At 51.8% G+C, this 23,928-nt stretch carries 20 protein-coding genes, 4 tRNA genes and 1 pseudogene; 4 read left to right on the forward strand and 21 right to left on the reverse strand.

From position 1 onward, the window contains the following. Positions 1–126 precede the first annotated feature (126 nt). The 19 genes and pseudogenes from C7B16_RS20130 to trxA all read right to left on the reverse strand — a co-directional run. A pseudogene (locus tag C7B16_RS20130) lies at positions 127–471 on the reverse strand (radical SAM protein); the annotation flags it as partial. Positions 472–617: 146 nt separating this feature from the next. Beyond that, positions 618–694 (reverse strand) — tRNA-Pro (locus C7B16_RS20135). A gap of 42 nt (positions 695–736) precedes the next feature. Then, positions 737–823, reverse strand: a tRNA-Leu gene (locus C7B16_RS20140). Between the two features lie 20 nt (positions 824–843). Continuing rightward, positions 844–919, reverse strand: a tRNA-His gene (locus C7B16_RS20145). 58 nt (positions 920–977) lie between these two features. Further along, a tRNA-Arg gene (locus tag C7B16_RS20150) sits at positions 978–1,054 on the reverse strand. A 102-nt stretch (positions 1,055–1,156) separates the two neighbouring features. Beyond that, positions 1,157–2,542: a bifunctional threonine/serine APC transporter ThrP gene (gene thrP / locus C7B16_RS20155; protein WP_000774725.1), complete on the reverse strand. Its 1,386-nt coding sequence runs from the start codon at positions 2,540–2,542 to the stop codon at positions 1,157–1,159. A gap of 202 nt (positions 2,543–2,744) precedes the next feature. Further along, entirely contained in the window at positions 2,745–3,485 is a 741-nt protein-coding gene (gene wecG / locus C7B16_RS20160) for a lipopolysaccharide N-acetylmannosaminouronosyltransferase (protein ID WP_001064030.1), read from the reverse strand. Between the two features lie 2 nt (positions 3,486–3,487). Continuing rightward, positions 3,488–4,840 (reverse strand): ECA oligosaccharide polymerase, encoded by a 1,353-nt coding sequence (gene wzyE, locus C7B16_RS20165; protein WP_107180065.1) that lies wholly within the window; start codon positions 4,838–4,840, stop codon positions 3,488–3,490. Further along, positions 4,837–5,916, reverse strand: a complete 1,080-nt coding sequence (rffT, locus tag C7B16_RS20170) for a TDP-N-acetylfucosamine:lipid II N-acetylfucosaminyltransferase (RefSeq protein WP_001517399.1) — start codon at positions 5,914–5,916, stop codon at positions 4,837–4,839. Before rffT ends, wzyE begins: the two co-directional genes overlap by 4 nt. Beyond that, positions 5,913–7,163 carry a lipid III flippase WzxE gene (gene wzxE / locus C7B16_RS20175; protein WP_016262699.1) on the reverse strand — a complete coding sequence of 417 codons (1,251 nt, stop codon included), beginning with the start codon at positions 7,161–7,163 and terminating at the stop codon, positions 5,913–5,915. Before wzxE ends, rffT begins: the two co-directional genes overlap by 4 nt. A 1-nt stretch (position 7,164) precedes the next feature. After that, entirely contained in the window at positions 7,165–8,295 is a 1,131-nt protein-coding gene (gene rffA / locus C7B16_RS20180; RefSeq protein ID WP_016249437.1) for a dTDP-4-amino-4,6-dideoxygalactose transaminase, read from the reverse strand. A gap of 4 nt (positions 8,296–8,299) precedes the next feature. Next, a complete protein-coding gene (rffC, locus tag C7B16_RS20185; protein ID WP_105224766.1) occupies positions 8,300–8,974 on the reverse strand; it encodes a dTDP-4-amino-4,6-dideoxy-D-galactose acyltransferase in 675 nt (224 codons plus the stop codon). Positions 8,975–9,014: 40 nt separating this feature from the next. Next, positions 9,015–10,277 carry a UDP-N-acetyl-D-mannosamine dehydrogenase gene (gene wecC, locus C7B16_RS20190; protein WP_000006637.1) on the reverse strand — a complete coding sequence of 421 codons (1,263 nt, stop codon included), beginning with the start codon at positions 10,275–10,277 and terminating at the stop codon, positions 9,015–9,017. Beyond that, positions 10,274–11,404 (reverse strand): non-hydrolyzing UDP-N-acetylglucosamine 2-epimerase, encoded by a 1,131-nt coding sequence (wecB, locus tag C7B16_RS20195; protein WP_001517404.1) that lies wholly within the window; start codon positions 11,402–11,404, stop codon positions 10,274–10,276. Before wecB ends, wecC begins: the two co-directional genes overlap by 4 nt. Positions 11,405–11,459: 55 nt before the next feature. Continuing rightward, positions 11,460–12,506: an ECA polysaccharide chain length modulation protein gene (gene wzzE, locus C7B16_RS20200; protein WP_001517405.1), complete on the reverse strand. Its 1,047-nt coding sequence runs from the start codon at positions 12,504–12,506 to the stop codon at positions 11,460–11,462. Between the two features lie 11 nt (positions 12,507–12,517). Continuing rightward, entirely contained in the window at positions 12,518–13,621 is a 1,104-nt protein-coding gene (gene wecA / locus C7B16_RS20205) for a UDP-N-acetylglucosamine--undecaprenyl-phosphate N-acetylglucosaminephosphotransferase (RefSeq protein ID WP_001050950.1), read from the reverse strand. 239 nt (positions 13,622–13,860) lie between these two features. Beyond that, the gene (gene rho / locus C7B16_RS20215; RefSeq protein ID WP_001517407.1) at positions 13,861–15,120 is read right to left on the reverse strand and encodes a transcription termination factor Rho; all 1,260 of its coding nucleotides are present in this window, start codon (positions 15,118–15,120) and stop codon (positions 13,861–13,863) included. Between the two features lie 84 nt (positions 15,121–15,204). Beyond that, positions 15,205–15,306, reverse strand: a complete 102-nt coding sequence (rhoL, locus tag C7B16_RS20220; protein WP_001445787.1) for a rho operon leader peptide RhoL — start codon at positions 15,304–15,306, stop codon at positions 15,205–15,207. Between the two features lie 139 nt (positions 15,307–15,445). After that, complete coding sequence (gene trxA, locus C7B16_RS20225) at positions 15,446–15,775, reverse strand: thioredoxin TrxA (RefSeq protein WP_001280776.1); 330 nt, start codon at positions 15,773–15,775, stop codon at positions 15,446–15,448. Between the two features lie 130 nt (positions 15,776–15,905). Between trxA and rhlB the strand changes: the two genes are divergently transcribed. Both rhlB and gppA read left to right on the forward strand, forming a co-directional pair. Continuing rightward, on the forward strand, positions 15,906–17,171 hold the full coding sequence (gene rhlB, locus C7B16_RS20230; protein ID WP_000047512.1) for an ATP-dependent RNA helicase RhlB: 1,266 nt from the start codon (positions 15,906–15,908) through the stop codon (positions 17,169–17,171). Positions 17,172–17,306: 135 nt separating this feature from the next. Continuing rightward, entirely contained in the window at positions 17,307–18,791 is a 1,485-nt protein-coding gene (gene gppA / locus C7B16_RS20240; RefSeq protein WP_001517408.1) for a guanosine-5'-triphosphate,3'-diphosphate diphosphatase, read from the forward strand. Positions 18,792–18,853: 62 nt separating this feature from the next. Here gppA and rep read toward each other — a convergent pair whose 3' ends face one another. Further along, positions 18,854–20,875 carry a DNA helicase Rep gene (rep, locus tag C7B16_RS20245; protein WP_107180066.1) on the reverse strand — a complete coding sequence of 674 codons (2,022 nt, stop codon included), beginning with the start codon at positions 20,873–20,875 and terminating at the stop codon, positions 18,854–18,856. 86 nt (positions 20,876–20,961) lie between these two features. On the opposite strand from rep, the gene ppiC reads away from it, so the two are divergent. Further along, positions 20,962–21,243 (forward strand): peptidylprolyl isomerase PpiC, encoded by a 282-nt coding sequence (gene ppiC, locus C7B16_RS20250; protein WP_001140258.1) that lies wholly within the window; start codon positions 20,962–20,964, stop codon positions 21,241–21,243. Between the two features lie 131 nt (positions 21,244–21,374). Here ppiC and ilvC read toward each other — a convergent pair whose 3' ends face one another. Beyond that, entirely contained in the window at positions 21,375–22,850 is a 1,476-nt protein-coding gene (gene ilvC, locus C7B16_RS20255; protein ID WP_107180067.1) for a ketol-acid reductoisomerase, read from the reverse strand. Between the two features lie 149 nt (positions 22,851–22,999). Here ilvC and ilvY point away from each other — a divergent pair, with 149 nt between their 5' ends. Beyond that, complete coding sequence (ilvY, locus tag C7B16_RS20260; RefSeq protein ID WP_000365754.1) at positions 23,000–23,893, forward strand: HTH-type transcriptional activator IlvY; 894 nt, start codon at positions 23,000–23,002, stop codon at positions 23,891–23,893. The last annotated feature ends 35 nt before the right edge of the window (positions 23,894–23,928 follow it).

Here is a 23,928-nt window from a genome sequence, read left to right on the forward strand (position 1 = left end):
CTATATCGTTGGATATTACAGCGCACTAAGACCGCACGAATATAACGGTGGATTACCCCCAAACGAATCGGAAAATCGATACTGGAAAAACTCTAACTCGGTGGCCAGTTTTTGTTGACCACTTCACCATTCGTCATCCAGCAGCACGCCGTTAGTCTGGAAGCTGTTACTTACCCGCCTGCCTGCACCATATTTTGCCTGTAGTGCCACAGCGCGGCGGTAAAATTCCAACCCCGGCAGCGTTGGCTCTCCGCCTTGCCAGGTAAAAGCAACTTCGTTTTGTGGTTCACTGGCAGCGATATAGTGGCGGACATACGCTTCCAGCGTGTCATCGTCCATATGTGTGACAGGATGTTCGCGGTAGAGAGAGTGTTTTTCGAGATAAAAACAGTAGTCACAGTTCAGATTACAATCGGAACCGCTCGGTTTCGCCATCACATGAAAAGCACGCGTTGGAACCTGTTGCAGCATAGTCGCTCCTTGCCTGAAATCGTCCTTCAATAAGTTAAGGGCGAAATCATACCGTGTGGCAATGAGTTACTACGGGCGTTTATTGCGAAGGGAGAGTGATGGAATACACAGAAAACAAAAAACCCCGCCGAAGCGGGGTTCAAAATTGGTCGGCGAGAGAGGATTCGAACCTCCGACCCACTGGTCCCAAACCAGTTGCGCTACCAAGCTGCGCTACTCGCCGAAATACTGCTTTTTGAATTTTTAGTTCAATTCTTTAAAGTCGTGGTGCGAGGGGGGGGACTTGAACCCCCACGTCCGTAAGGACACTAACACCTGAAGCTAGCGCGTCTACCAATTCCGCCACCTTCGCATTTTCACAACTTCTAATAATGGGGTGGCTAATGGGATTCGAACCCACGACAACTGGAATCACAATCCAGGGCTCTACCAACTGAGCTATAGCCACCACTACAAATCTTGTTACGCGGTATTACTACCACCGCAGCTCAAGCGCCGGGACTAAATGGCGCGCCCGACAGGATTCGAACCTGAGACCTCTGCCTCCGGAGGGCAGCGCTCTATCCAGCTGAGCTACGGGCGCTTAGCGCCGTTGCGGGGGTGGATAATACGGACTTCCCACCCCTCTGTCTAGTCCCTTTTTAAATAAAATGCGCGTTTGGTTACGCTTTGCGCATTTTGCTGCTTATTCCTCCAGTTTATGCGCTTTACCGTGGCGATTAAGCCCAAAAACTTTGTAAATCGCCGTCACCGCCAGCATGAAGATGATGCCGACAAACAGCGACATACGAGTATCTTCATTAAAGTACATGCCGATCAAAACGCAAATAAGGAACGCCATTGTCACATAATTTGCCCACGGGAACAGAATGGAGCGGAACGGATGGCTGGCAATCGCCGCTTTGTGCGCACGACGAAAACGCAGTTGGCTTATCAGGATCACAAACCACGGCACCATCCCCGGCAGCACGCTGGCGCTGTAGACGTAAACAAACACACGCTGCGGATTGGGAATGATGTAGTTCAGGCACGAGCCAATTAACAGGATGGCAATGGATACCGCTACTCCCGCAACCGGCACGCCGTGACGAGAAACTTTTGCCATCGCCGCCGGTAACTGACGGTTTTTCGCCAGTGCATAAAGCATACGTCCGCAACTGTACATACCGCTGTTACAGCCAGAAAGCGCCGCCGTCAGTACCACAAAGTTGATAATACCCGCGGCTGCGGTAATGCCAATTTTGGCGAAAGTCAGTACAAACGGGCTGCCATTGCTGCCAATTTCATTCCACGGGAAGATGGTGACGATAACGAAGATCGCGCCTACGTAGAAAATAAGGATTCGCCACAGCACTTTGCCTACCGCACTGCGCAACGTCACCTGCGGATTTTTCGCTTCACCGGCAGTAATACCAATCAGCTCCACACCCTGGTAGGACGCCACCACGATACACAGCGCCGTCAGGAACCCTTTCCAGCCACCCGCAAAGAAACCGCCATGCTCAGTGAGATTGCCAAAACCAATCGACTGCCCGCCATTGCCAAAGCCAAAGAAAATCACGCCCAGGCCAATGACTATCATAACGATGATCGTGGTGACTTTGATCATCGCGAACCAAAACTCGATTTCACCATACAGTCTAACCGCCGCCAGATTCGCCAGCGCCACCAGCGCCACCGCGATCAATGCAGGTATCCACTGTGCCATCTCCGGGAACCAGAACTGGACGTAGACGCCAATGGCAGTGATTTCCGAGATCCCCACCGCCATCCACATGAACCAGTAAGACCAGGCAGTGAGATAGCCAAAAAACGGGCTCATATAACGATGTGCGTAGACGGCGAACGAACCGGTAACCGGCTCAAGGAATAACATTTCGCCCATTGAGCGCATGATGAAAAAGACGAACAGCCCGGCGATGATATAGGCCAACAATACAGATGGCCCAGCCCATTTTAGGGTGCTGGCGGCCCCCATAAACAGACCAACGCCAATGGTGCCCCCCAGGGCGATGAGTTCGATATGTCGAGCTTCCAGCCCACGCTGTAGCTCTGGTTTGTTATCTGCCATAAATCCTCGTGTTGTGTTTGCATGTTTTTCCGGTGTTACCGGTTATCGTTATGGGTACATCGAGTGTTGCGAATGTTTTCGTAATTCAGGAGAAATGGCAAATGAAGCATTAAAAATTTGAATGCTTTGTGTAATAAAACAGCAGGAAGGTGAAGAACAGGCGACATTGTGAACACTTATGCCGCCAGCAAGAGAGGGAAAATCAGAGGTTGCCGGTGTAATGCCAGCGTAAATAGCGCAGTAAACGGAGCTGACGCTTAATGCGACTCGGCTGCGAAAGCAGGCGATAGAGCCACTCCAACCCCAGTTTTTGCCAGATTTTCGGCGCGCGTTTCACATGGCCAGTAAAAACATCGTACGTTCCGCCAATGCCCATATAAAGCGCATCAGGATGCACCTGACGGCAGTCGCGCATGAAGATTTCCTGTTTTGGCGATCCCATTGCGACAGTGACGATTTGCGCGCCACTGGCATGGATACGCTCAAACAGCGCCTGACGCTGCTCGGGTTTGAAATAACCATCCTGGCTGCCAACGATATTCACATTCCACTGGCCGCGCAGTTTAGTTTCGGTCTGCGCCAGTACTTCAGGTTTGCCGCCAACAAGAAAAACGGGCGTCCCTTCTTTTCCTGCGCGCGCCATCAGCTCTTCCCAGAGATCGGCTCCAGCTACGCGGGAAACCTGTGACTGAGGATATTTTTTACGTACCGAACGCACGACGCTAATGCCATCGGCATATTTAAATTCGGCAGCGTTAATTAACGCCCTGACCTCGGCGTTATCTTCAATGGTCAGCATTTTTTCGGCATTAATGGCAACCAGCGTTCCCTGCTTAAGCTGCCCATCAGCGAACAGATAATCGAGGGCATGCTGCATATCACGCCAACCGATCAACTGTAAGCCACGCAGCGTATAGGTCGGTGCTGTGGTGTTGTTATTCATTGTTATCCTTCAATCTGCGTCCGGAGCGATGATTTTATTCGTTTATGAATGAGTCCGGCGCTATCAAAAAGCCAGTACAGTAGTTTTGCAATCATCAGGCTTGCACCGAAGACCACGATAAAAAAGACCACCCGCGAGACAAATGAATCCAGTCCTTCGCGCGCCAGCACGATCATATTGAAGATCGCCCCAAAGCAGAAACTGTGCAAAATCGCTGCCTTATAGCGATTGGTTTCGCGGTTGCCCAGCTCATACAGCCAGTCGAACCATTTTATAATCAGGCCAACCACAATCGCCCCAAGCGGAATAAACAACACACCGCCCATCACCACCAGTGAGCCGATAAGCGTAGGTGAGATAGCCAGCCCGGAGTGATTATTCAGCACTTCCCAGGTGAAATAGTTGGCGGAGTTCAGCACCATACTGGGCCGACCCGGCCACAGCCAGGAAGGAATAAAGACATAGAAATCACGGACAATCGGTGCCAGCCCCTGGAAGTCGATGTTGTCGTAGTTCTGCAATAGCAACGCCAGATTCTCCCACGGCGAGAAAGTGTCGCGGGTGAGATAGAGAAACGTGTAGAAAGCTTCATCACCGCTCACGTTCATTCCGTAGCGTTTTAGCGCCAGCCAGAACATACCGACAATCCCCAGCACGCCTGCCGCTGCCAGCATCCACAGTGAAATCCAACCGCGAATAATGCCGATAAACAGGAAGATAGCGAACGCGATAATGATATTGGCGCGAGTGCCACCGACAATCATGTAGGTCAGCAATCCAAAGGCAACGGTACTGACGAGGAAAAACAGCCACGCTTTGCTGTCCTGGCGCAGAAAATAGACCACCAGCATCGCCGGGATAAAAAAGTAAAAGAAGCGCTTTAACGCCACGCCGGAGACTTCACTGGAAAAGATCTGACTGTAGGAGTTAAGTCGGAACAACAAAAAGCCGTTGTGCATGAAGAAGATGCCGACACTGACCAACGCGATGCCCATCAGGAGAAACCAGGTAAGATTGGTTTCCACGCGATTCATGGTAAACACTGGACGGCGCGGTGCATCGGCAACACTTTTGCGTAAGCGGGTTTTGTAGGTGACGTAATAAACCGCGTAAAAGCAGCCCGCAGAAAGCAACGCCTGCAAAAAGATTTCTGGCGGCGCGACACCAACATCAAAGCGGAATACCAGTACGCTGGTCAGCGGAAATCCGAAGAAAAACGTCAGCAAAAAAAGCAATGAAAAGAAGATATTGAAGTTAAATCGCACGCGGCGAAACTCAAACCAGGTCAGCGTGGCGATAAACAGCGTACAGAGCAGCCAGACAACAAACAGGCCGCTGAATTGCAGCAGGCTCATGCGACCTCCCCAGCGGCAATTGCCAGCGCCCGATGCCAGCCTTGCAGATAGTTTGGACTAAAGAAGGCAATGTGGTTTTTATCTACCGACGCCAACTGGCGCTGCGCTTCACGCACAATATCCTCATTGAGATCGTCAGTGGTAAACAGCACCGGCAAATGTTGCTCCGTCATATCCTGCCAGAACGGGTTTTCCCGATTAAGTACGCAGGGGATGCCAGCCTGAATCAACAAGCACAGCGTACCGATACCTTGCTGACGGGCAAAAATAAAGTAGCCGAGATCGCACTGGCGAAGTAGTGCCAGATAAGCGTCAAAATCCATTTTTTCGCTCAGAATTTGCAGATTTTCTTCGCTGAATAATTCCAGCCCCGCCTGACGAACTTCGTTGATATACGCATCGTTGTTGGCCGGATATCCCATCGGCACCACCACTTTCACCGTATCGCCAAACTGCCGATGCACAGCGCGTAAGGCAGCGATGTGTTCATTACTGCGATCGCCGGAGTTCCCCACCAGAATAGTCATTTTCCCTTCACGTTGCCGATCGTTAGCCATCGTATTGAGAGAAGGATCCATCCGGGTTGGGAAGTAAATCAGTTCGCCTCGCACCTTTGGATGCGTTCTGGCAAAAAAGCTCAAGTCTCCCCGAGTGGCAAATACACAGCCCACCCGCTTTTGTGCCAGGCGGCGCAGCGGATAAAAGAGCTTATATCTCAAGCCACTGGAAAGTTCATACAAATCAGCGCCCCATATATGCCAGTAAAACTGGCTGGGCTTGATTCCGCCGCTAAGCAGCGCCAGCCATAGTTTTGGATTGAACTGGCCATGGAAGAAAAACCGCTGTTGACGGTTAGCTTTCGCTTTCGCGATAACCGCTTCAGCCAGTGATTTTTTGTCTGCAAAAAAGCGGATAGTGAGCGCCGGACAGCTATCACTTAAGCCGTCGTCCTTGCCTGCAACCATAAACTCGCGCGCGTGCTCGCTTGTCGCAGCCAGCGCGTCGTTGAAAAACCGCAAAACGGTTTGGTTATGGTGAGGGATATCCGATCCCAAAACGTGAATCAGTACAGTCATGCCCGCCTACGCCAGAGTAAAAACACGCCACAACAAAGAGAAAAATAGACGATATAGGTTGCCATATATGCCTGCGCCGCGCCCAGCGCGCCATGCGCGGGGATCAACCAGTGGGCAAATACCATCAACAACGTGAACTGACTGACTTCCGCCAGAATATAAAACCGGAGCGACGCTTTGGCGATCACCAGATAACCAAAGACATAAGCGCCCACTTTTAACACATCGCCAACCAACTGCCAGGCAAAGAGATCGCGCATGGCGGTAAATTTGTTCGATAAAAGTAGCCAGATGGCAAAGTCACGCAGCAACCAGACTGTAAAACTCGCCGCTGCCACCGCCGGTAGAACGAATTTCAGCGACTTCACCACTTCGCGGGTGATATCGCGCTTTTCTGTTAGCCGCGACAGAGTGGGCAGTAAATACACGCTAAAAGAAGCGGTAATGAATTGCAGGTAGGCGTCGGAAATACTACTTACGCCTTGCCAGATCCCCACCTCATCCCAGCTATACTGCGCCGCCAGTAACTTACGCATCATGATGTAAGCAACGGGCAAGGTCACCGAAGTAATCAGCGCCATTAACGTGAACTTACTCAACTGCCCCGCCAGACCGCTATCCCAACTGGGTTTCAGATAGCTTAACGGGATAGCGCCACGTTTGATCAACATGATGGCAGCCGGAATCACCACCAACGCAGGAATCAGCGCCAGCCCAAGCAACGCGCCTTCATAGCCACCAAAACGGTAACTGACGTAGTAAGCGATAACACCAATCAGGCTGCCAACAATCAGCGATAACGCATTACCCGCGGCATCGCGAAAGCCTTTCATCAGCGCCAGCAACAGGTTGCCCCAGGCGATCCCCATTTGCACCAGCGCCACTAAACGTACCAGCCCCTGGTAGTCAGTATTCCCGAACAATCCCTGGCTGATCGGAGCGGCTGCCAGCACAAAAATCAGCGCCATCAGCGTGGAGAAACCAAGCACCATCGCTGATGATGTACCCACCACACGACGTAGCTGCTGCGGATTATCATGATACTGGGCAACGTATTTGGTTACGCCGTTAAAAATGCCCGCCCCGGCAAGCACGCCGAGTACGGTAATCAACTGACGGAAGTTAGCCGCCAGCCCCAGCCCTGCCGGACCAAATGATACCGCCAGCAGCTTACCGACCAGTAACCCGGCACCAATCTTGACCAGCGTACTGGCCGCCGTCCATAAGGACGCTTTCGCCAGCGACATATCAGGAGAAGTAGTTCAGCAAGGTCGCAATTACCGTGCGTTGATTGACGGGCGACAGATTGTAGAACAGCGGCAGACGCAGCAAGCGCTCGCTCTCTTTGGTGGTGTAGCGATCTTCACCGTGGAACTCACCAAACCGTTCACCCGCCGGGCTTGCGTGCAGCGGAATGTAATGGAACACCGCCATGATTTCTGCTTCTTTCAGGAAGTTAATCAACGCATTCCGGTCATCAATATCACGCAGCTTAATGTAGAACATATGCGCGTTCTGCACACAGCTATCCGGAATCGACGGCAGTTCGATACGCCCGGCTTTCGCCAGTGGTGCCAGTGCATCGTAATAGTTTTGCCACAGCGCCAGACGCTGCTGGTTGATACGATCCGCTGCTTCCAGTTGCGCCCACAGATATGCGGCTTGCAGATCGGACATCAAATAGCTGGAGCCGATATCGCGCCAGGTGTATTTATCCACCTGACCACGGAAGAACTGGCTACGATTAGTGCCTTTTTCACGGATGATCTCGGCGCGCTCAATCAATTTTTTATCATTAATCAACGTAGCGCCGCCTTCACCACCCGCGGTGTAGTTTTTGGTTTCATGGAAGCTAAAGCAGCCAATATGACCAATGGTTCCCAGCGCACGCCCTTTGTAAGTGGACATCACCCCCTGAGCGGCATCTTCCACCACAAACAGGTTATATTTTTTCGCCAACGCCATAATGGTGTCCATTTCACAGGCCACGCCCGCGTAATGCACCGGCACGATAACGCGCGTTTTGTCGGTGATCGCCGCTTCAATCAGCGTTTCGTCGATGTTCATAGTGTCCGGGCGAACATCCACAAAAACGATTTTCGCTCCACGCAGCACGAAGGCGTTGGCGGTGGAGACAAAGGTATAACTCGGCATGATCACTTCATCGCCAGGCTGGATATCCAACAACAGCGCCGCCATCTCCAGAGAAGCGGTGCAGGACGGCGTCAACAGCGCTTTGGCGCTGCCAAAACGTTGCTCCAGCCACTGCTGGCAGCGACGGGTAAAACCACCATCGCCACACAGTTTGCCGCTACCCATTGCCGACTGCATATAATCGAGTTCGGTTCCCACCACCGGCGGTGCGTTAAATGGAATCATGTGATCACCTGTATAACCAGTACGCGGTGCTTTCTACATTTGCACCACTTTTTATGTATCGTTTAAGCGCGGCGGTGTTGCCCATCTGGGTCGCCACCCGCAATGTTGTTTTACCGCGAGCATACGCCCAGTTTAGCGCCGTTTGCATCAGCTCTGCACCTGCACCGCGTCCTGCCAACAGGCCAATACGCACGTCTGTCGCATTGAGCTCACGTAAAGAGACATAGCCACGAATATCGCCGGATGGCATGCGTAAGATCAGACATTGATGATCAAAGGTGCCGTGAACGGCGTTTTCAATCCACTGCGCATAAAAGCGCCCACTGGCTTCAGGCGCATACCACGGTGCACGAAAACGGCTTTGCGCAAATGCCTCACTCGCTAACTGGCGTAGTACTGGAATATCTGTCTCTTGTGCCACTTCTGCGCCGCTATCACTGGCTCTGGTCACGGGTAGCGCCAAATCAACTTCACCTTCTACCAGTGAGAATCCCAACTGTTGCAGGGCATCCAGTTCACCGATATTTGATGCGACTATTTTGGCCTGCACCCGTGACCACGGCGCTAAGGCATCTGGTGTCAGGAGTGGCGCGTCAGGGTTAATACGCACGATGGCGCTATTAACACCAAAGAAGGCATTTTCCCAGGTGAGTGGCTCAATACTGGCGCGGACGGGCATAGTGTGGCTCCCTCAAAACAGTCATTCACTGCAATCTGTATCAGCGCCAGACCCCTTTGGTATCGACTACATACTGCTGCTTAACATGATCGCCGCTGATGGCTTTGAACTGACTGTGATCGACCAACATCACCAGCACGTCTGCCGTCGCCAGCGCTTCGTCAAGCTGCGCCAGCGTGCAAAGCCCGGCCAGTTTTTTCGGCAACTGGTGAATGTTCGGTTCAACGACCAGCGTCTCGCCGCTATGCCACTGGGCGATCAGTTCAGCGATTTCCATCGCCGGGCTTTCGCGCAGGTCATCAATATTCGGTTTAAATGCCAGCCCAAAGCAGGCAATTTTCACTTCGCTGGCGCGTTTATCGGTAGCGGCCAGGCAATCGGCAACCGCCGCTTTCACCTGATCAATTACCCAAAAAGGTTTGTGATCGTTCACTTCCCTGGCTGTACGGATAAGCCGCGCCTGCTGCGGGTTCTGCGCTACGATAAACCACGGATCAACGGCAATACAGTGACCGCCCACGCCAGGGCCTGGCTGAAGAATATTGACGCGAGGGTGGCGATTCGCCAGACGAATCAGCTCCCAGACGTTAATTCCCTGCCCGGCGCAAATCAGCGACAGTTCGTTAGCAAACGCGATATTCACATCGCGGAAGCTATTTTCGGTGAGCTTACACATTTCCGCCGTCCGGGAGTTAGTGACAACACACTCACCTTCGAGGAAAATTTTGTACAGTTCACTGGCGCGCGCCGAGCAAACCGGTGTCATGCCACCTATTACACGGTCATTTTTAATCAGCTCGACCATCACCTGCCCCGGTAACACGCGTTCCGGGCAATAGGCAATATTCACGTCGGCCTGTTCGCCCACCTGCTGCGGGAAAGTCAGGTCCGGACGCATTTCTGCTAACCATTCTGCCATTTTCTCGGTTGAACCCACCGGAGAGGTGGACTCAAGGATCACCAGCGCACCTTTTTTCAGCACTGGCGCAATGGAGCGGGCAGCCGATTCGACGTAAGCCATATCTGGCTCATGATCGCCTTTAAACGGCGTTGGTACAGCAATCAGCCAGGCATCAGCCTCAACGGGCGTTGTGCTCGCTCGCAAAAAGCCACCTTCTACGGCAGTTTTTACTACACTCGCCAAATCAGGCTCGACGATATGGATTTCGCCACGATTGATAGTATCAACCGTTTGTTGGTTGATATCGACACCAATCACCTGTTTTTGCCGTGAGGCAAACGCAGCGGCTGTCGGCAGCCCAATGTAACCCAGTCCGATGACAGAAATGGTCGCAAAACTCATAGTGATATCCGATTATTTTTTAACGCTTCCAGAATGCGAGAGCATGCCTGACCATCACCATAGGGGTTATGGGCGCGGCTCATCATTTGATATTCGTTGTCGTCGTTGAGAAGACGTGTCACTTCCTCAACGATCCGTTGTTTATCCGTCCCCACCAGACGCACCGTTCCAGCGGTAACAGCTTCCGGGCGCTCGGTGGTGTCACGCATCACCAGCACCGGTTTACCCAGCGAAGGCGCTTCTTCCTGAATACCGCCAGAGTCAGTCAAAATCAACCATGCGTGATTCATCAGCCAGACAAACGGTAAATACTCCTGGGGATCGATCAGAATGACGTTTTTTACGTGCCCCAGAATGCGACTAACCGGTTCTCTGACATTCGGGTTGAGATGTACCGGATAAACAATCTGGATGTCCTGATGAGTGGTGGCTATTTCTGCCAGCGCATGGCAAATCTCCTCAAAGCCACGACCGAAGCTTTCACGCCTGTGACCGGTCACCAGAATCATCTTCTTATCAGGGTCGATAAACGGGTAATTTGCCGCCAGTTCTGAACGCAGCATCTCGCTGCTCATCACTTGATCGCGCACCCACAACAAAGCGTCGATAACTGTATTGCCGGTAATGAAGATTCGGCTATCAGCGACGTTTTCACGTAGCAGGTTTTGCCGTGAGGTCTCAGTTGGGGAGAAATGGTACATTGCCAGATGACCGGTCAGCGTGCGGTTAGCTTCTTCCGGCCACGGCGAGTAAAGATCGCCCGTGCGTAGCCCGGCCTCAACGTGACCAACAGGAATGCGCTGATAAAACGCCGCCAGACTGGTGGCCAGCGTCGTGGTGGTATCGCCGTGTACCAGTACAACGTCTGGTTTGAACTCGGCAAGAATAGGTTTTAATCCCTCAAGAATTCGACAGGTTATCTCTGTCAGTCCCTGTCCTGGCTGCATTATGTTGAGATCGTAGTCAGGTACAATGGAAAAGAGTTTCAGCACCTGATCGAGCATCTCCCGATGCTGCGCAGTGACGCAAACTTTAGCCTCAAAAAAAGGATCTTTTGCCAACGCATGCACCAACGGCGCCATCTTGATGGCTTCCGGGCGCGTACCAAATACAGTCAGTACTTTCACATCGATTCTCTTTGAATAAGCGGCGAGCGCCTTTGTGCTCACCGCAACTGTGTTGCTATTTCGAGCAACGGCGGGTTAATGCGACACCAGCCCCGATCAGCCCCCCGACAATGCCCCACATAATCATCAGGAAGGCACGGCGTGGGCTATCGCGTTTTACCGGTTCTTCCGGTGTACGCAAATAGCGATAGGTCTGAAAACGCGGATCCAGGGTTGGACCAACATTAAGGGTGTTTAACATGGCCCGATTCTGATCATAGTCGAGATCAAAGGCCGGGCCGACGGCCTGTAAATTTTCTAATCGCGCCTGCAGCATCGGGCGACCCAACAAAAACATTTCTGAATCAGGCAATTCATCCGCCGGGACATCTGTCGCGCTGCGAGAGATATTATGTTGCTCAGCGATTTTGAGTGCCTGCTCAATGCTGTTTACCCGGCGGTCGTAGATCGCTTTCGCGACTTCTTCCTGACGCTTCACCTGGGCTTTCATTTGGATAGTGCGCGCTGCCCATGCACCTTTCAGCTCATCATTCAGATGGCTGGCCGCGCGCTGACTGGCGAATGCGACATATTGACGCAGCAGATTATTAGCATCGGGGGCAGTTTCAGCAATCAATTTAACATTATCGTTGATCGCTCGGGTGAAATCACCGGGAATAAACTGGATGTTGTTGATCATTTCATCCAGCAGAGCCGCATCTGCTTTGCTGTTGCCAACCATCCGCTGTTTGTAATAGTCGGTCTGCAACCAGAAATCGCGGCGGGTGTCCCACGACGCCAGTTGCATAACAAACTCTTTATAGGCTTCGTCCATGACCGATGGTTGATCGGCAGAAGCCATGTTCGAACGAGCATCCAGGTTACGTAGAAACTGCTGTTGCGAGTAGTATCCGCCCAGCATATTGACCGTTGGACGATCGGTAATCGCCGTCGCGCTCCACTCCTGACGGGCGAAAAATGTATACGCCAGCGCAATTAACGCAAACGCCAGCCCCATGCCAACAATCCACAGCTTCCCAGCCCACAAGGTACGAAACAACCCACGAATATCCAGTTCATTTTCAGCATTTTCGGCTGGTTTCCCAGGCATTGGTTGCGTCATTACATCCTCGTTTATTTGGTTAAGTTGGGGCTGCCACCACGATTTCTGCGCAGTCGGCGTTTCACACGCTTAATAAAGCGAGCAACCTTCCAGGCGCGCTTAATGCAATAGCCATAGAGGAAGAATGCTAGCAAAAAGAGCACCAGCATGACCCATTCAGGGACAAAATGAGAATATTCTGCCAGTACGCCAATGGAAGCAAGCAGTGCAGCAGCAAGGGTAATCAGCACAAATGCCTGACGAGAAGTAAAGCCGGCACGCATGATCAAATGATGAATATGCTGGCGATCAGGCGAGAATGGACTCATGCCTTTACGCAGGCGACGATACATAATCGCCACCATATCCATCAGCGGAATAGCGATAATCCATAATGCAGTCACCGGGCTAATCGGATGTGTTTTGCCCTGAGTAGTTTCAAGCAGGATCCAGATTACGGTAAAACCAATCAATGTACTGCCCGCATCGCCCATAAACACTTTGTAGCGACGCCCCAGAATACCGAGGTTGAGCATGATGTATGGCAGGATGGCGGCGATCATCGCAAAGCACCAGATAGCGAGGCTGGTTTGCCCGTCGAACCACAAAATCATGCCAATTGCCGCAAACGAGACGCAGGACAACCCACCCAGCAGACCATCAATGCCATCAACCATGTTGAAAGCATTAATTGCCGCCCAGACGGCAAACAGCGTCAGGAAATAACCAAACGGCCCAAGCACCATCTCCCAGGAGCCAAAAATATAGCCCAGGCTACTGAGATAAAGTTTGCCAAACACCATCATAACGATGCCAACAGCAGCCTGTATGGTGGCACGGATTTTTACACTAATATCGAAACGGTCATCCAGTGCGCCGATGAACACCAGGACGCCCGCACAGGCGAGGTAGAGAGCTGCATGCGGAATGTAGTAATCAACAATTCCGAACGTAAAGCAAATCCCTGCGAAAACTGAAATACCCCCAACGAGCGGTATCAATCCCTGGTGACGTTTGCGGAAGTTAGGTTTATCCACTAAACCGACTTTTTTTGCCACCTTACGGGCAAAAAACAGAAACAGTGTCGTGAATAAAAAAATACTGATGAGATCAGTACTCACTGTCAGTAAATTCACAATGCATGCTCTCAGAGAAAATTATTAGCAGAAGTATACCCACGAAGACCTTTATTCAGAAGGGAAACTCCTTTCTGAACCTATCAGCCCTGTGCAAAAATCAATCATTCACCATAAAAATTGTATAAAATACCCGCAATAACCAGGAATTTTCCCACTATCACAGGCATGCCGCTAAGATTACAGATATAAAAGCAAAACGCCACGTAAACACGTGGCGTTTTTGGCATAAGACAAATTTATGAACGTTTCATCATATCGAAGAAATCGTCATTGGTCTTGGTCATTGCCAGTTTATTAATGAGGAATTCCATTGCATCGATTTCGCCCATCGGGTGAATGATTTTGCGCAGGATCCACATTTTCTGTAGCTCTTCCTGAGTGGTGAGCAACTCTTCTTTACGCGTACCGGAACGGTTGTAGTCGATAGCCGGGAAGACGCGTTTTTCTGCGATCTTACGAGAAAGGTGCAGTTCCATGTTACCTGTACCTTTAAACTCTTCGTAGATAACTTCGTCCATTTTGGAACCGGTGTCGATCAACGCCGTCGCGATGATGGTCAGGCTGCCGCCCTCTTCTACGTTACGCGCCGCACCGAAGAAGCGTTTCGGACGGTGCAGTGCGTTAGCATCCACACCACCGGTCAGCACTTTACCAGACGCAGGAACAACAGTGTTGTAGGCGCGCGCCAGACGGGTGATGGAGTCGAGCAGAATGATAACGTCTTTCTTGTGCTCAACCAGGCGTTTTGCCTTCTCGATCACCATTTCCGCAACCTGAACGTGGCGAGATGCCGGTTCGTCGAAGGTAGAAGCGACAACTTCACCTTTAACCAGACGCTGCATCTCGGTTACTTCTTCCGGACGTTCGTCGATCAGCAGAACCATCAGCACACAGTCTGGGTGGTTGTAAGCAATGCTCTGGGCGATGTTCTGCAGCAGCATGGTTTTACCCGCTTTCGGCGGTGCCACAATCAGACCACGTTGGCCACGCCCGATTGGTGAAGCCAGATCCAGCACGCGTGCGGTCAAATCTTCAGTAGAACCGTTACCACGTTCCATACGCAGACGAGAGTTTGCGTGCAGCGGGGTTAAGTTCTCAAAGAGGATTTTGTTGCGAGCGTTTTCAGGTTTGTCGAAGTTAACTTCATTAACTTTCAGCAGCGCAAAATAGCGTTCACCTTCTTTCGGCGGGCGAATCTTACCAGAGATGGTATCACCAGTGCGGAGGTTGAAACGGCGGATTTGGCTGGGAGAAACGTAGATGTCATCAGGACCGGCGAGGTAGGAGCTGTCTGCGGAACGGAGGAAACCAAATCCATCCTGCAATATCTCCAGTACGCCATCACCAAAGATATCTTCGCCACTCTTTGCGTGCTGCTTCAGGATGGCAAAAATAATGTCCTGCTTACGCATACGGGCCAGATTTTCCAGCCCCATATTTTCGCCGAGAGTGATCAGCTCAGAAACCGGCGTATTCTTTAATTCGGTAAGATTCATAGTGGTGTGAGTTCTTAAACTTGGGGTAAATCTCGAACTTAATGTTGTGAATGGTATGGCAGGATCATCCATGCCTGTTTACGGTCATCGACTCATGTCTTTTCGCTGTCTGGTCACAGGAGAGTACGCAGAACTGAAACGACAAGACGGATTGAGTGACAAACCAGAAATCTGTTCACTTCGCATTAGATAAAAACGGGAAGCGTTGGATATTACAAGATTCAAACTTAATAAGGTAAGTTTAATACGAAGTCAACATTAAGTTAGCATGGCTCACGCCGGGCGTCCAGTTTTTAGCGACGGGGCACCCGAACATGACGTTCCCTTATGCCAGGTTGGCGTCGAGGAACTCTTTCAACTGACCTTTGGACAGTGCACCCACTTTGGTTGCCGCGACTTCACCGTTTTTGAACAGCAACAGAGTCGGGATACCACGGATGCCATATTTCGGCGCAGTGCCAGGGTTTTGATCGATGTTCAGTTTTGCAACGGTCAGTTTACCCTGATATTCGTCAGCGATTTCATCCAGAATCGGGGCGATCATTTTGCACGGACCGCACCACTCTGCCCAGAAATCGACGAGGATCGCCCCGTCCGCTTTGAGTACATCCGTATCAAAACTGTCGTCAGTCAGGTGAATAATTTTATCGCTCATATATAACTCCACAGGAATAAGCCTGGCGTGTTGGTTTCGTTGTTGGTGTAACATTAACCAACTAAAGGTTGACTTTATTTCACCGGATACGCTTTCGTAAAGCAATAGTAAGCTGATATTCTATCACACTATGAGCAAAACACATTTAACAGAACAGAAGTTTTCCGACTTCGCCCTGCATCCGAAAGTTGTAGAAGCCCTTGAAAAAAAAGGGTTTCATAACTGTACGCCCATTCAGGCACTGGCCCTTCCGCTAACGCTGGAAGGTCGTGACGTAGCCGGGCAGGCGCAAACCGGTACTGGGAAAACGATGGCGTTCCTGACGTCAACGTTTCATTACCTTCTCTCTCATCCCACCATTGCCGATCGCAAGGTGAACCAGCCACGTGCCTTAATTATGGCACCGACGCGTGAACTTGCCGTGCAGATCCACGCCGACGCGGAGCCGCTGGCGCAAGCTACCGGTCTGAAGCTGGGCCTGGCTTATGGCGGCGACGGCTACGACAAACAGCTAAAAGTGCTGGAAAGCGGCGTTGACATCCTGATTGGCACCACGGGTCGTTTAATCGACTACGCCAAACAGAATCACATTAACCTTGGCGCTATTCAGGTCGTGGTGCTGGACGAAGCCGATCGTATGTACGATCTGGGCTTTATTAAAGATATTCGCTGGCTGTTTCGCCGTATGCCGCCAGCAAATCAGCGCCTCAACATGCTGTTCTCCGCCACGCTTTCGTACCGGGTACGTGAACTGGCGTTCGAGCAGATGAATAACGCCGAATACATCGAAGTGGAACCGGAACAGAAAACGGGCCACCGCATTAAAGAAGAGCTTTTCTACCCTTCTAACGAAGAAAAAATGCGTTTGCTGCAAACGCTGATCGAAGAAGAGTGGCCAGACAGAGCGATTATTTTCGCCAACACCAAACATCGTTGCGAAGAGATCTGGGGTCACCTGGCGGCAGATGGTCATCGTGTCGGGCTGTTGACGGGCGATGTGGCGCAGAAAAAACGTCTGCGTATTCTTGATGAATTTACCCGTGGCGATCTGGATATTCTGGTTGCCACCGACGTAGCCGCACGTGGTTTGCATATTCCGGCCGTAACCCACGTCTTTAACTACGATTTACCCGATGACTGTGAAGATTACGTTCACCGTATCGGCCGTACTGGCCGCGCTGGTGCAAGTGGTCATTCCATCAGCCTGGCGTGTGAAGAGTATGCATTGAATTTGCCTGCCATTGAGACCTATATTGGTCATTCTATTCCGGTAAGCAAATACAATCCGGACGCATTGATGACCGATCTGCCAAAACCGCTACGCTTGACGCGCCCGCGCACAGGCAACGGTCCGCGTCGTACAGGCGCTCCACGTAATCGTCGTCGTTCAGGTTAAATAAATAATGTCATACTCAAAATCATTCAAACTGCATCAAGATGGCAAGAGAATGAATCCCGATGAGCTTACTGTAGTAAGTGATTCGGGTGAAAGAACACAGCCAACTCAGAGACAGATTGAAGGATGAAGAGTATGAGTTCCACCTCGTCGCTTTATGCAGCCATTGATCTCGGTTCGAATAGTTTTCATATGCTGGTTGTGCGCGAGGTGGCTGGTAGTATCCAGACGCTGACGCGAATTAAACGCAAAGTACGTCTGGCTGCTGGTCTGAACAGCGAAAATGCCCTGTCTAATGAAGCAATGGAGCGCGGCTGGCAATGCCTGCGCCTGTTTGCTGAACGTCTGCAAGATATCCCTCCTTCGCAAATTCGCGTTGTTGCTACGGCGACGTTACGTCTTGCTGTCAACGCTGGTGATTTTATTGCCAAAGCGCAGGAAATACTTGGTTGTCCGGTGCAGGTGATCAGCGGTGAAGAGGAAGCTCGTCTGATTTATCAGGGCGTTGCTCACACTACCGGTGGAGCCGATCAGCGCCTGGTGGTGGATATCGGGGGAGCCAGTACTGAACTGGTAACCGGCACGGGTGCACAAACCACCTCTCTGTTCAGTCTGTCGATGGGCTGCGTCACCTGGCTGGAACGCTATTTTGCCGATCGTAATCTGGGGCAGGAAAATTTTGATGCCGCAGAAAAAGCGGCACGCGAAGTGTTACGTCCGGTTGCCGATGAATTGCGTTATCACGGCTGGAAAGTGTGCGTTGGCGCTTCCGGAACCGTGCAGGCCTTGCAAGAAATCATGATGGCGCAGGGAATGGATGAACGCATTACCCTGGAAAAGTTGCAACAACTGAAACAGCGCGCCATTCATTGCGGTCGGCTGGAGGAGCTGGAGATCGACGGGCTGACGCTGGAACGCGCGTTAGTATTCCCGAGTGGTCTGGCGATCCTGATAGCCATTTTTACCGAACTGAATATTCAGTGTATGACGCTGGCTGGCGGCGCACTGCGTGAAGGCCTGGTTTACGGCATGTTACATCTGGCCGTCGAGCAGGATATTCGCAGCCGTACGCTGCGTAATATTCAGCGCCGCTTTATGATCGATATCGATCAGGCACAGCGCGTAGCCAGCGTTGCGGCTAACTTCTTCGATCAGGTGGAAAATGCATGGCATCTTGAAGCAATTAGCCGCGATTTGCTAATCAGTGCCTGTCAACTTCATGAAATTGGCCTGAGCGTTGATTTCAAACAAGCGCCGCAACATGCTGCTTATCTGGTGCGAAACCTGGATCTTCCTGGTTTTACTCCCGCGCAGAAAAAGCTGCTGGCGACGCTGTTGCTCAACCAAACTAATCCGGTCGATCTCTCATCGCTGCATCAACAAAATGCCGTCCCTCCGCGCGTTGCGGAACAACTCTGTCGTTTACTGCGCCTGGCCATCATTTTTGCCAGCCGTCGCCGTGACGATTTAGTGCCGAAGATTCAATTACAGGCCAGCCATGAACAGTTGACCTTGACGCTGCCGCAAGGGTGGTTAGCCCAACATCCGCTGGGTAAAGAGATTATCGAGCAAGAAAGCCAATGGCAGAGTTATGTTCATTGGCCGCTGGAAGTATATTAACGAGTAATGTGCCGGATGCGATGCTAACGCATCCTGTCCGGCGATAATTCCGTGCCCCTTAACTATTTCCCTCGTTTTGCTGCCATCATCGCTTTCAGATTTGCCAGATGGCTTTGCCCTTTCTGCATCCGTTCTTCCGCGCTGACCACTTTGCGCTCCTGCTCCCAAATCAGATCATCCTGCGGTAACTCTAACAGGAAGCGACTCGGCTCCGGGCGCACCAGTTCACCGTACTGACGACGCTCTTTACACAGCGTAAAGGTCAATTCCTTCTGGGCGCGGGTGATCCCTACATAGGCCAGCCGCCGCTCCTCATCAATATTGTCTTCATCGATGCTGCTCTGGTGCGGTAAAAATCCTTCTTCCATACCGACCATGAAAACATAGGGAAACTCCAGCCCTTTCGATGCGTGGAGAGTCATCAGTTGCACCTGATCCAGTTCTTCCTCGCTTTCACCTCGCTCCATCATGTCGCGCAGAGTAAAGCGCGTCACCACCTGGGTTAACGTCATCGGCTCATCCAGTTCGCTGCCTTCCAGCATCTCCGTCATCCAGCTAAACAGTTGGTTGACGTTCTTCATGCGCATTTCGGCGGCTTTCGGGCTGGGCGATGTTTCGTACAGCCAGGATTCATAATCCATGCCGTGGATCAGATCGCGCACCGCAGCAATCGGCTCCCGCTCCGCCAGACGCTGGATTTCCGCCAGCCAATGAGTAAAGCGAGTCAACGCTTCATAACCACGCCCACTCAGTGTTTGACTCAATCCCATATCAAAACTGGCGGTAAACATACTTTTATTGCGGGTCATCGCCCACTCGCCCAGCTTTTTCAGCGTTGCCGGGCCAATCTCTCGTTTCGGCGTGTTGACGATACGCAGGAACGCACTGTCATCGTCCGGGTTAGTCAGCACACGCAGATAAGCCAGCAAATCCTTGATTTCCGGGCGGGAGAAGAATGAAGTACCGCCGGAAATTTTGTACGGGATGCGGTTTTGCATCAGGAATTTTTCAAACACTCGCGACTGATGATTACCGCGATAGAGAATGGCGTAATCTTTGTACTGTGTTTTATTGACGAAGTGATGCGCAATCAGCTCGCCAGTAACGCGCTCGGCTTCATGTTCTTCATTATTCGCGCTTAATACTTTTAGCTCCGCGCCGTAGCCCAGTTCGGAGAACAGGCGCTTTTCAAAGACGTGCGGGTTATTAGCGATAAGGATGTTGGCCGCTTTCAGAATACATCCGGAAGAGCGGTAGTTCTGCTCCAGCTTAATCACCTTCAACGCCGGGAAATCCTGGCTCAACAGCACCAGATTTTGCGGACGGGCACCACGCCATGAGTAGATTGACTGATCGTCATCGCCCACCACGGTAAAGCGCGCGCGGCTACCCACCAGCAGTTTCACCAGTTCATACTGGCTGGTGTTGGTGTCCTGATACTCATCCACCAGCAGGTAGCGAATTTTGTTCTGCCAGCGTTCGCGTACTTCTTCATTGCGTTGCAACAACAACGTTGGCAGCAAAATCAGGTCATCGAAGTCGAGAACGTTGCACGCTTTCAGGTGCGCATCATACAGTCCATAACAATGGGCAAAAATACGATCCCGCTCGCCCTTTGCCTCTGCCGCCGCCTGCGCCGGAGTTTTCAGATCGTTCTTCCAGTTAGAGATGGTCGAAATCAACTGTTGCAGGAGAACTTTGTCATCTTCAATCAGACCCTCGGTCAGCTCTTTGAGCAACGCCATCTGATCGGTATCGTCAAACAGCGAAAAGTTCGCTTTCATTCCCAGCGCCGCATATTCGCGCTTGATGATATCCAGCCCTAATGTATGGAAGGTGGAGATCATCAACCCACGCGCCTCTTTGCGCCCCAGCGTCTGCCCAACACGCTCTTTCATCTCGCGTGCCGCCTTATTGGTAAAGGTCACCGCTGCAATATGTCGCGCCTGGTAACCGCAACCGCGGATCAGATGGGCGATTTTATTGGTGATAACACGAGTTTTACCGGAACCCGCGCCCGCCAGCACCAGGCAGGGGCCGGTAACGAATTCGACAGCTTGTTGTTGGCCGGGGTTTAGACGCATAGAAAAATCGCTCAATGAAAGTCGGGAGGGGAAAATAACAGCGTGGTAGTATAGCCAGCCTCATCCATACCACTCAAGGCACGATCATGGCAAAAACGGCAGCAGCACTGCATATCCTTGTAAAAGAAGAGAAACTGGCTCTGGAACTTCTGGAACAGATTAAGAACGGCGCTGATTTCGGCAAGCTGGCGAAGAAGCACTCCATTTGCCCGTCAGGCAAACGCGGCGGTGATTTAGGTGAGTTCCGCCAGGGTCAGATGGTTCCGGCATTCGATAAAGTGGTTTTCTCTTGTCCGGTACTGGAGCCAACCGGCCCGCTGCACACCCAGTTCGGCTATCACATCATTAAGGTGCTGTACCGTAACTAACAAAAAAACCCGGTGCATTTGAACACCGGGTTTTTGCCTGATGGCGCTGCGCTTATCAGGCCTACAGAACGTGCACTTTTTGTAGGCCGGATAAGGCGTTTACGCCGCCATCCGGCACCGTATGTAGCCGCTTAGCCTGCAACCGCAATACGTTTCATATCCGTCATATAGCCACGCAGTTTCTTACCTACCAGCTCGATAGCATGGCTGCGAATGGCTTCATTCACATCACGCAGTTGCGCGTTATCAACGGCACCTTCCGGAATAGCTTTACCCAGATCGCCCGGTTGCAGCTCTGCCATAAACGGTTTCAGCAGCGGCACGCAGGCGTAAGAGAACAAGTAGTTACCATACTCGGCGGTATCAGAGATAACGACGTTCATTTCGTACAGACGCTTACGGGCGATGGTGTTGGCAATCAGCGGCAGTTCGTGCAGTGATTCGTAGTAAGCCGACTCTTCAATGATGCCGGAATCAACCATGGTTTCGAACGCCAGTTCAACGCCTGCTTTTACCATCGCGATCATCAGTACGCCTTTATCGAAGTACTCCTGCTCACCGATTTTGCCTTCAAACTGCGGCGCGGTTTCGAACGCGGTTTTGCCGGTCTCTTCACGCCAGGTCAGCAGTTTCTTATCATCATTGGCCCAGTCAGCCATCATGCCGGAGGAGAATTCGCCGGAGATGATGTCGTCCATATGTTTCTGGAACAGCGGTGCCATGATCTCTTTCAGTTGTTCAGAGAGCGCATAAGCACGCAGTTTTGCCGGGTTAGAGAGCCTGTCCATCATCAGGGTGATGCCACCCTGCTTCAGAGCTTCGGTGATGGTTTCCCAACCGAACTGAATCAGTTTTTCTGCATATGCCGGGTCGGTGCCTTCTTCCACCAGCTTGTCGAAGCACAGCAGAGAACCAGCCTGCAACATACCGCACAGTATGGTTTGTTCGCCCATCAGGTCAGATTTCACTTCCGCAACGAAGGAGGATTCCAGCACGCCCGCACGGTGACCACCGGTAGCCGCAGCCCAGGCTTTGGCAATCGCCATACCTTCGCCTTTCGGATCGTTTTCCGGGTGAACGGCAATCAGCGTCGGTACGCCAAACCCACGTTTGTACTCTTCACGCACTTCAGTGCCCGGGCATTTCGGTGCAACCATCACCACAGTGATGTCTTTACGGATCTGCTCACCCACTTCTACGATGTTGAAGCCATGGGAGTAACCCAGCACCGCACCGTCTTTCATCAGCGGCTGAACAGAACGCACTACATCGGAGTGCTGCTTATCCGGCGTCAGGTTAACCACCAGATCCGCCTGCGGGATCAGCTCTTCGTAAGTGCCGACTTTAAAACCGTTTTCGGTCGCTTTACGCCAGGAAGCGCGTTTCTCAGCGATCGCCTCTTTACGCAGGGCATAAGAGATGTCCAGACCAGAATCACGCATGTTCAGGCCCTGGTTCAGGCCCTGTGCACCACAACCGACGATGACCACTTTTTTACCCTGAAGGTAGCTCGCGCCGTCAGCGAATTCTTCGCGGCCCATAAAGCGACATTTACCCAACTGCGCCAGTTGCTGGCGCAGATTCAGTGTATTGAAGTAGTTAGCCATGGTGATTCCTCATGATGTTGTGCTTCTTATTGTTCGGTTCGCGTTTGCGAGATTAAATTCACTATATGTCAGGAAACTTATTGCGGAAATTGATATATTCACAACGTCATATTGCAATTTCTGCAACGTCAAAATCGAGGGCTGTGCCTGTGGATTTACGCGATCTGAAAATGTTTCTACATCTGGCGGAAAGCCGTCATTTTGGGCGCAGCGCGCGGGCGATGCACGTCAGCCCATCGACACTTTCACGGCAGATTCAGCGCCTGGAAGAAGATCTCGGCCAACCGCTATTTATACGCGATAACCGGACGGTAACGCTGACCGAAGCGGGCGAAGAGCTGCGTGTTTTCGCCCAGCAAACGCTGTTGCAATATCAGCAACTGCGCCACACCATCGACCAGCAAGGGCCGTCGCTCTCTGGCGAGTTACATATTTTCTGCTCGGTGACCGCTGCTTACAGCCATCTTCCGCCGATTCTTGATCGCTTCCGCGCGGAACACCCGTCGGTGGAGATCAAGCTCACCACCGGTGATGCGGCGGATGCGATGGAAAAAGTTGTCACCGGCGAAGCGGATTTGGCGATTGCCGGTAAGCCAGAGACGTTACCCGGTGCAGTGGCATTTTCGATGCTGGAGAATCTGGCGGTAGTGCTGATCGCACCTGCGCTGCCCTGCCCGGTTCGTAATCAGGTATCTGTAGAGAAGCCGGACTGGTCGACGGTGCCGTTTATCATGGCCGATCAGGGACCAGTGCGCCGCCGCATTGAACTGTGGTTCCGACGCAATAAAATCAGCAACCCGATGATTTACGCCACGGTCGGCGGGCATGAAGCGATGGTATCGATGGTGGCGCTAGGCTGTGGCGTGGCATTGTTACCGGAAGTTGTGTTGGATAATAGTCCTGAACCTGTACGCAACCGTGTGATGATTCTTGATCGCAGCGATGAGAAAACACCATTTGAACTGGGCGTTTGCGCACAAAAAAAGCGGCTACATGAGCCGCTGATTGAGGCGTTCTGGAAGATTTTACCCAACCACAAATAACGTTGACGCGTGGGTAGGCCTGATAAGCGAAGCGC

This window comes from Escherichia sp. 20412-1, assembly GCF_003027595.1.
GTDB classification, from domain to species: Bacteria; Pseudomonadota; Gammaproteobacteria; order Enterobacterales; family Enterobacteriaceae; genus Escherichia; species Escherichia marmotae.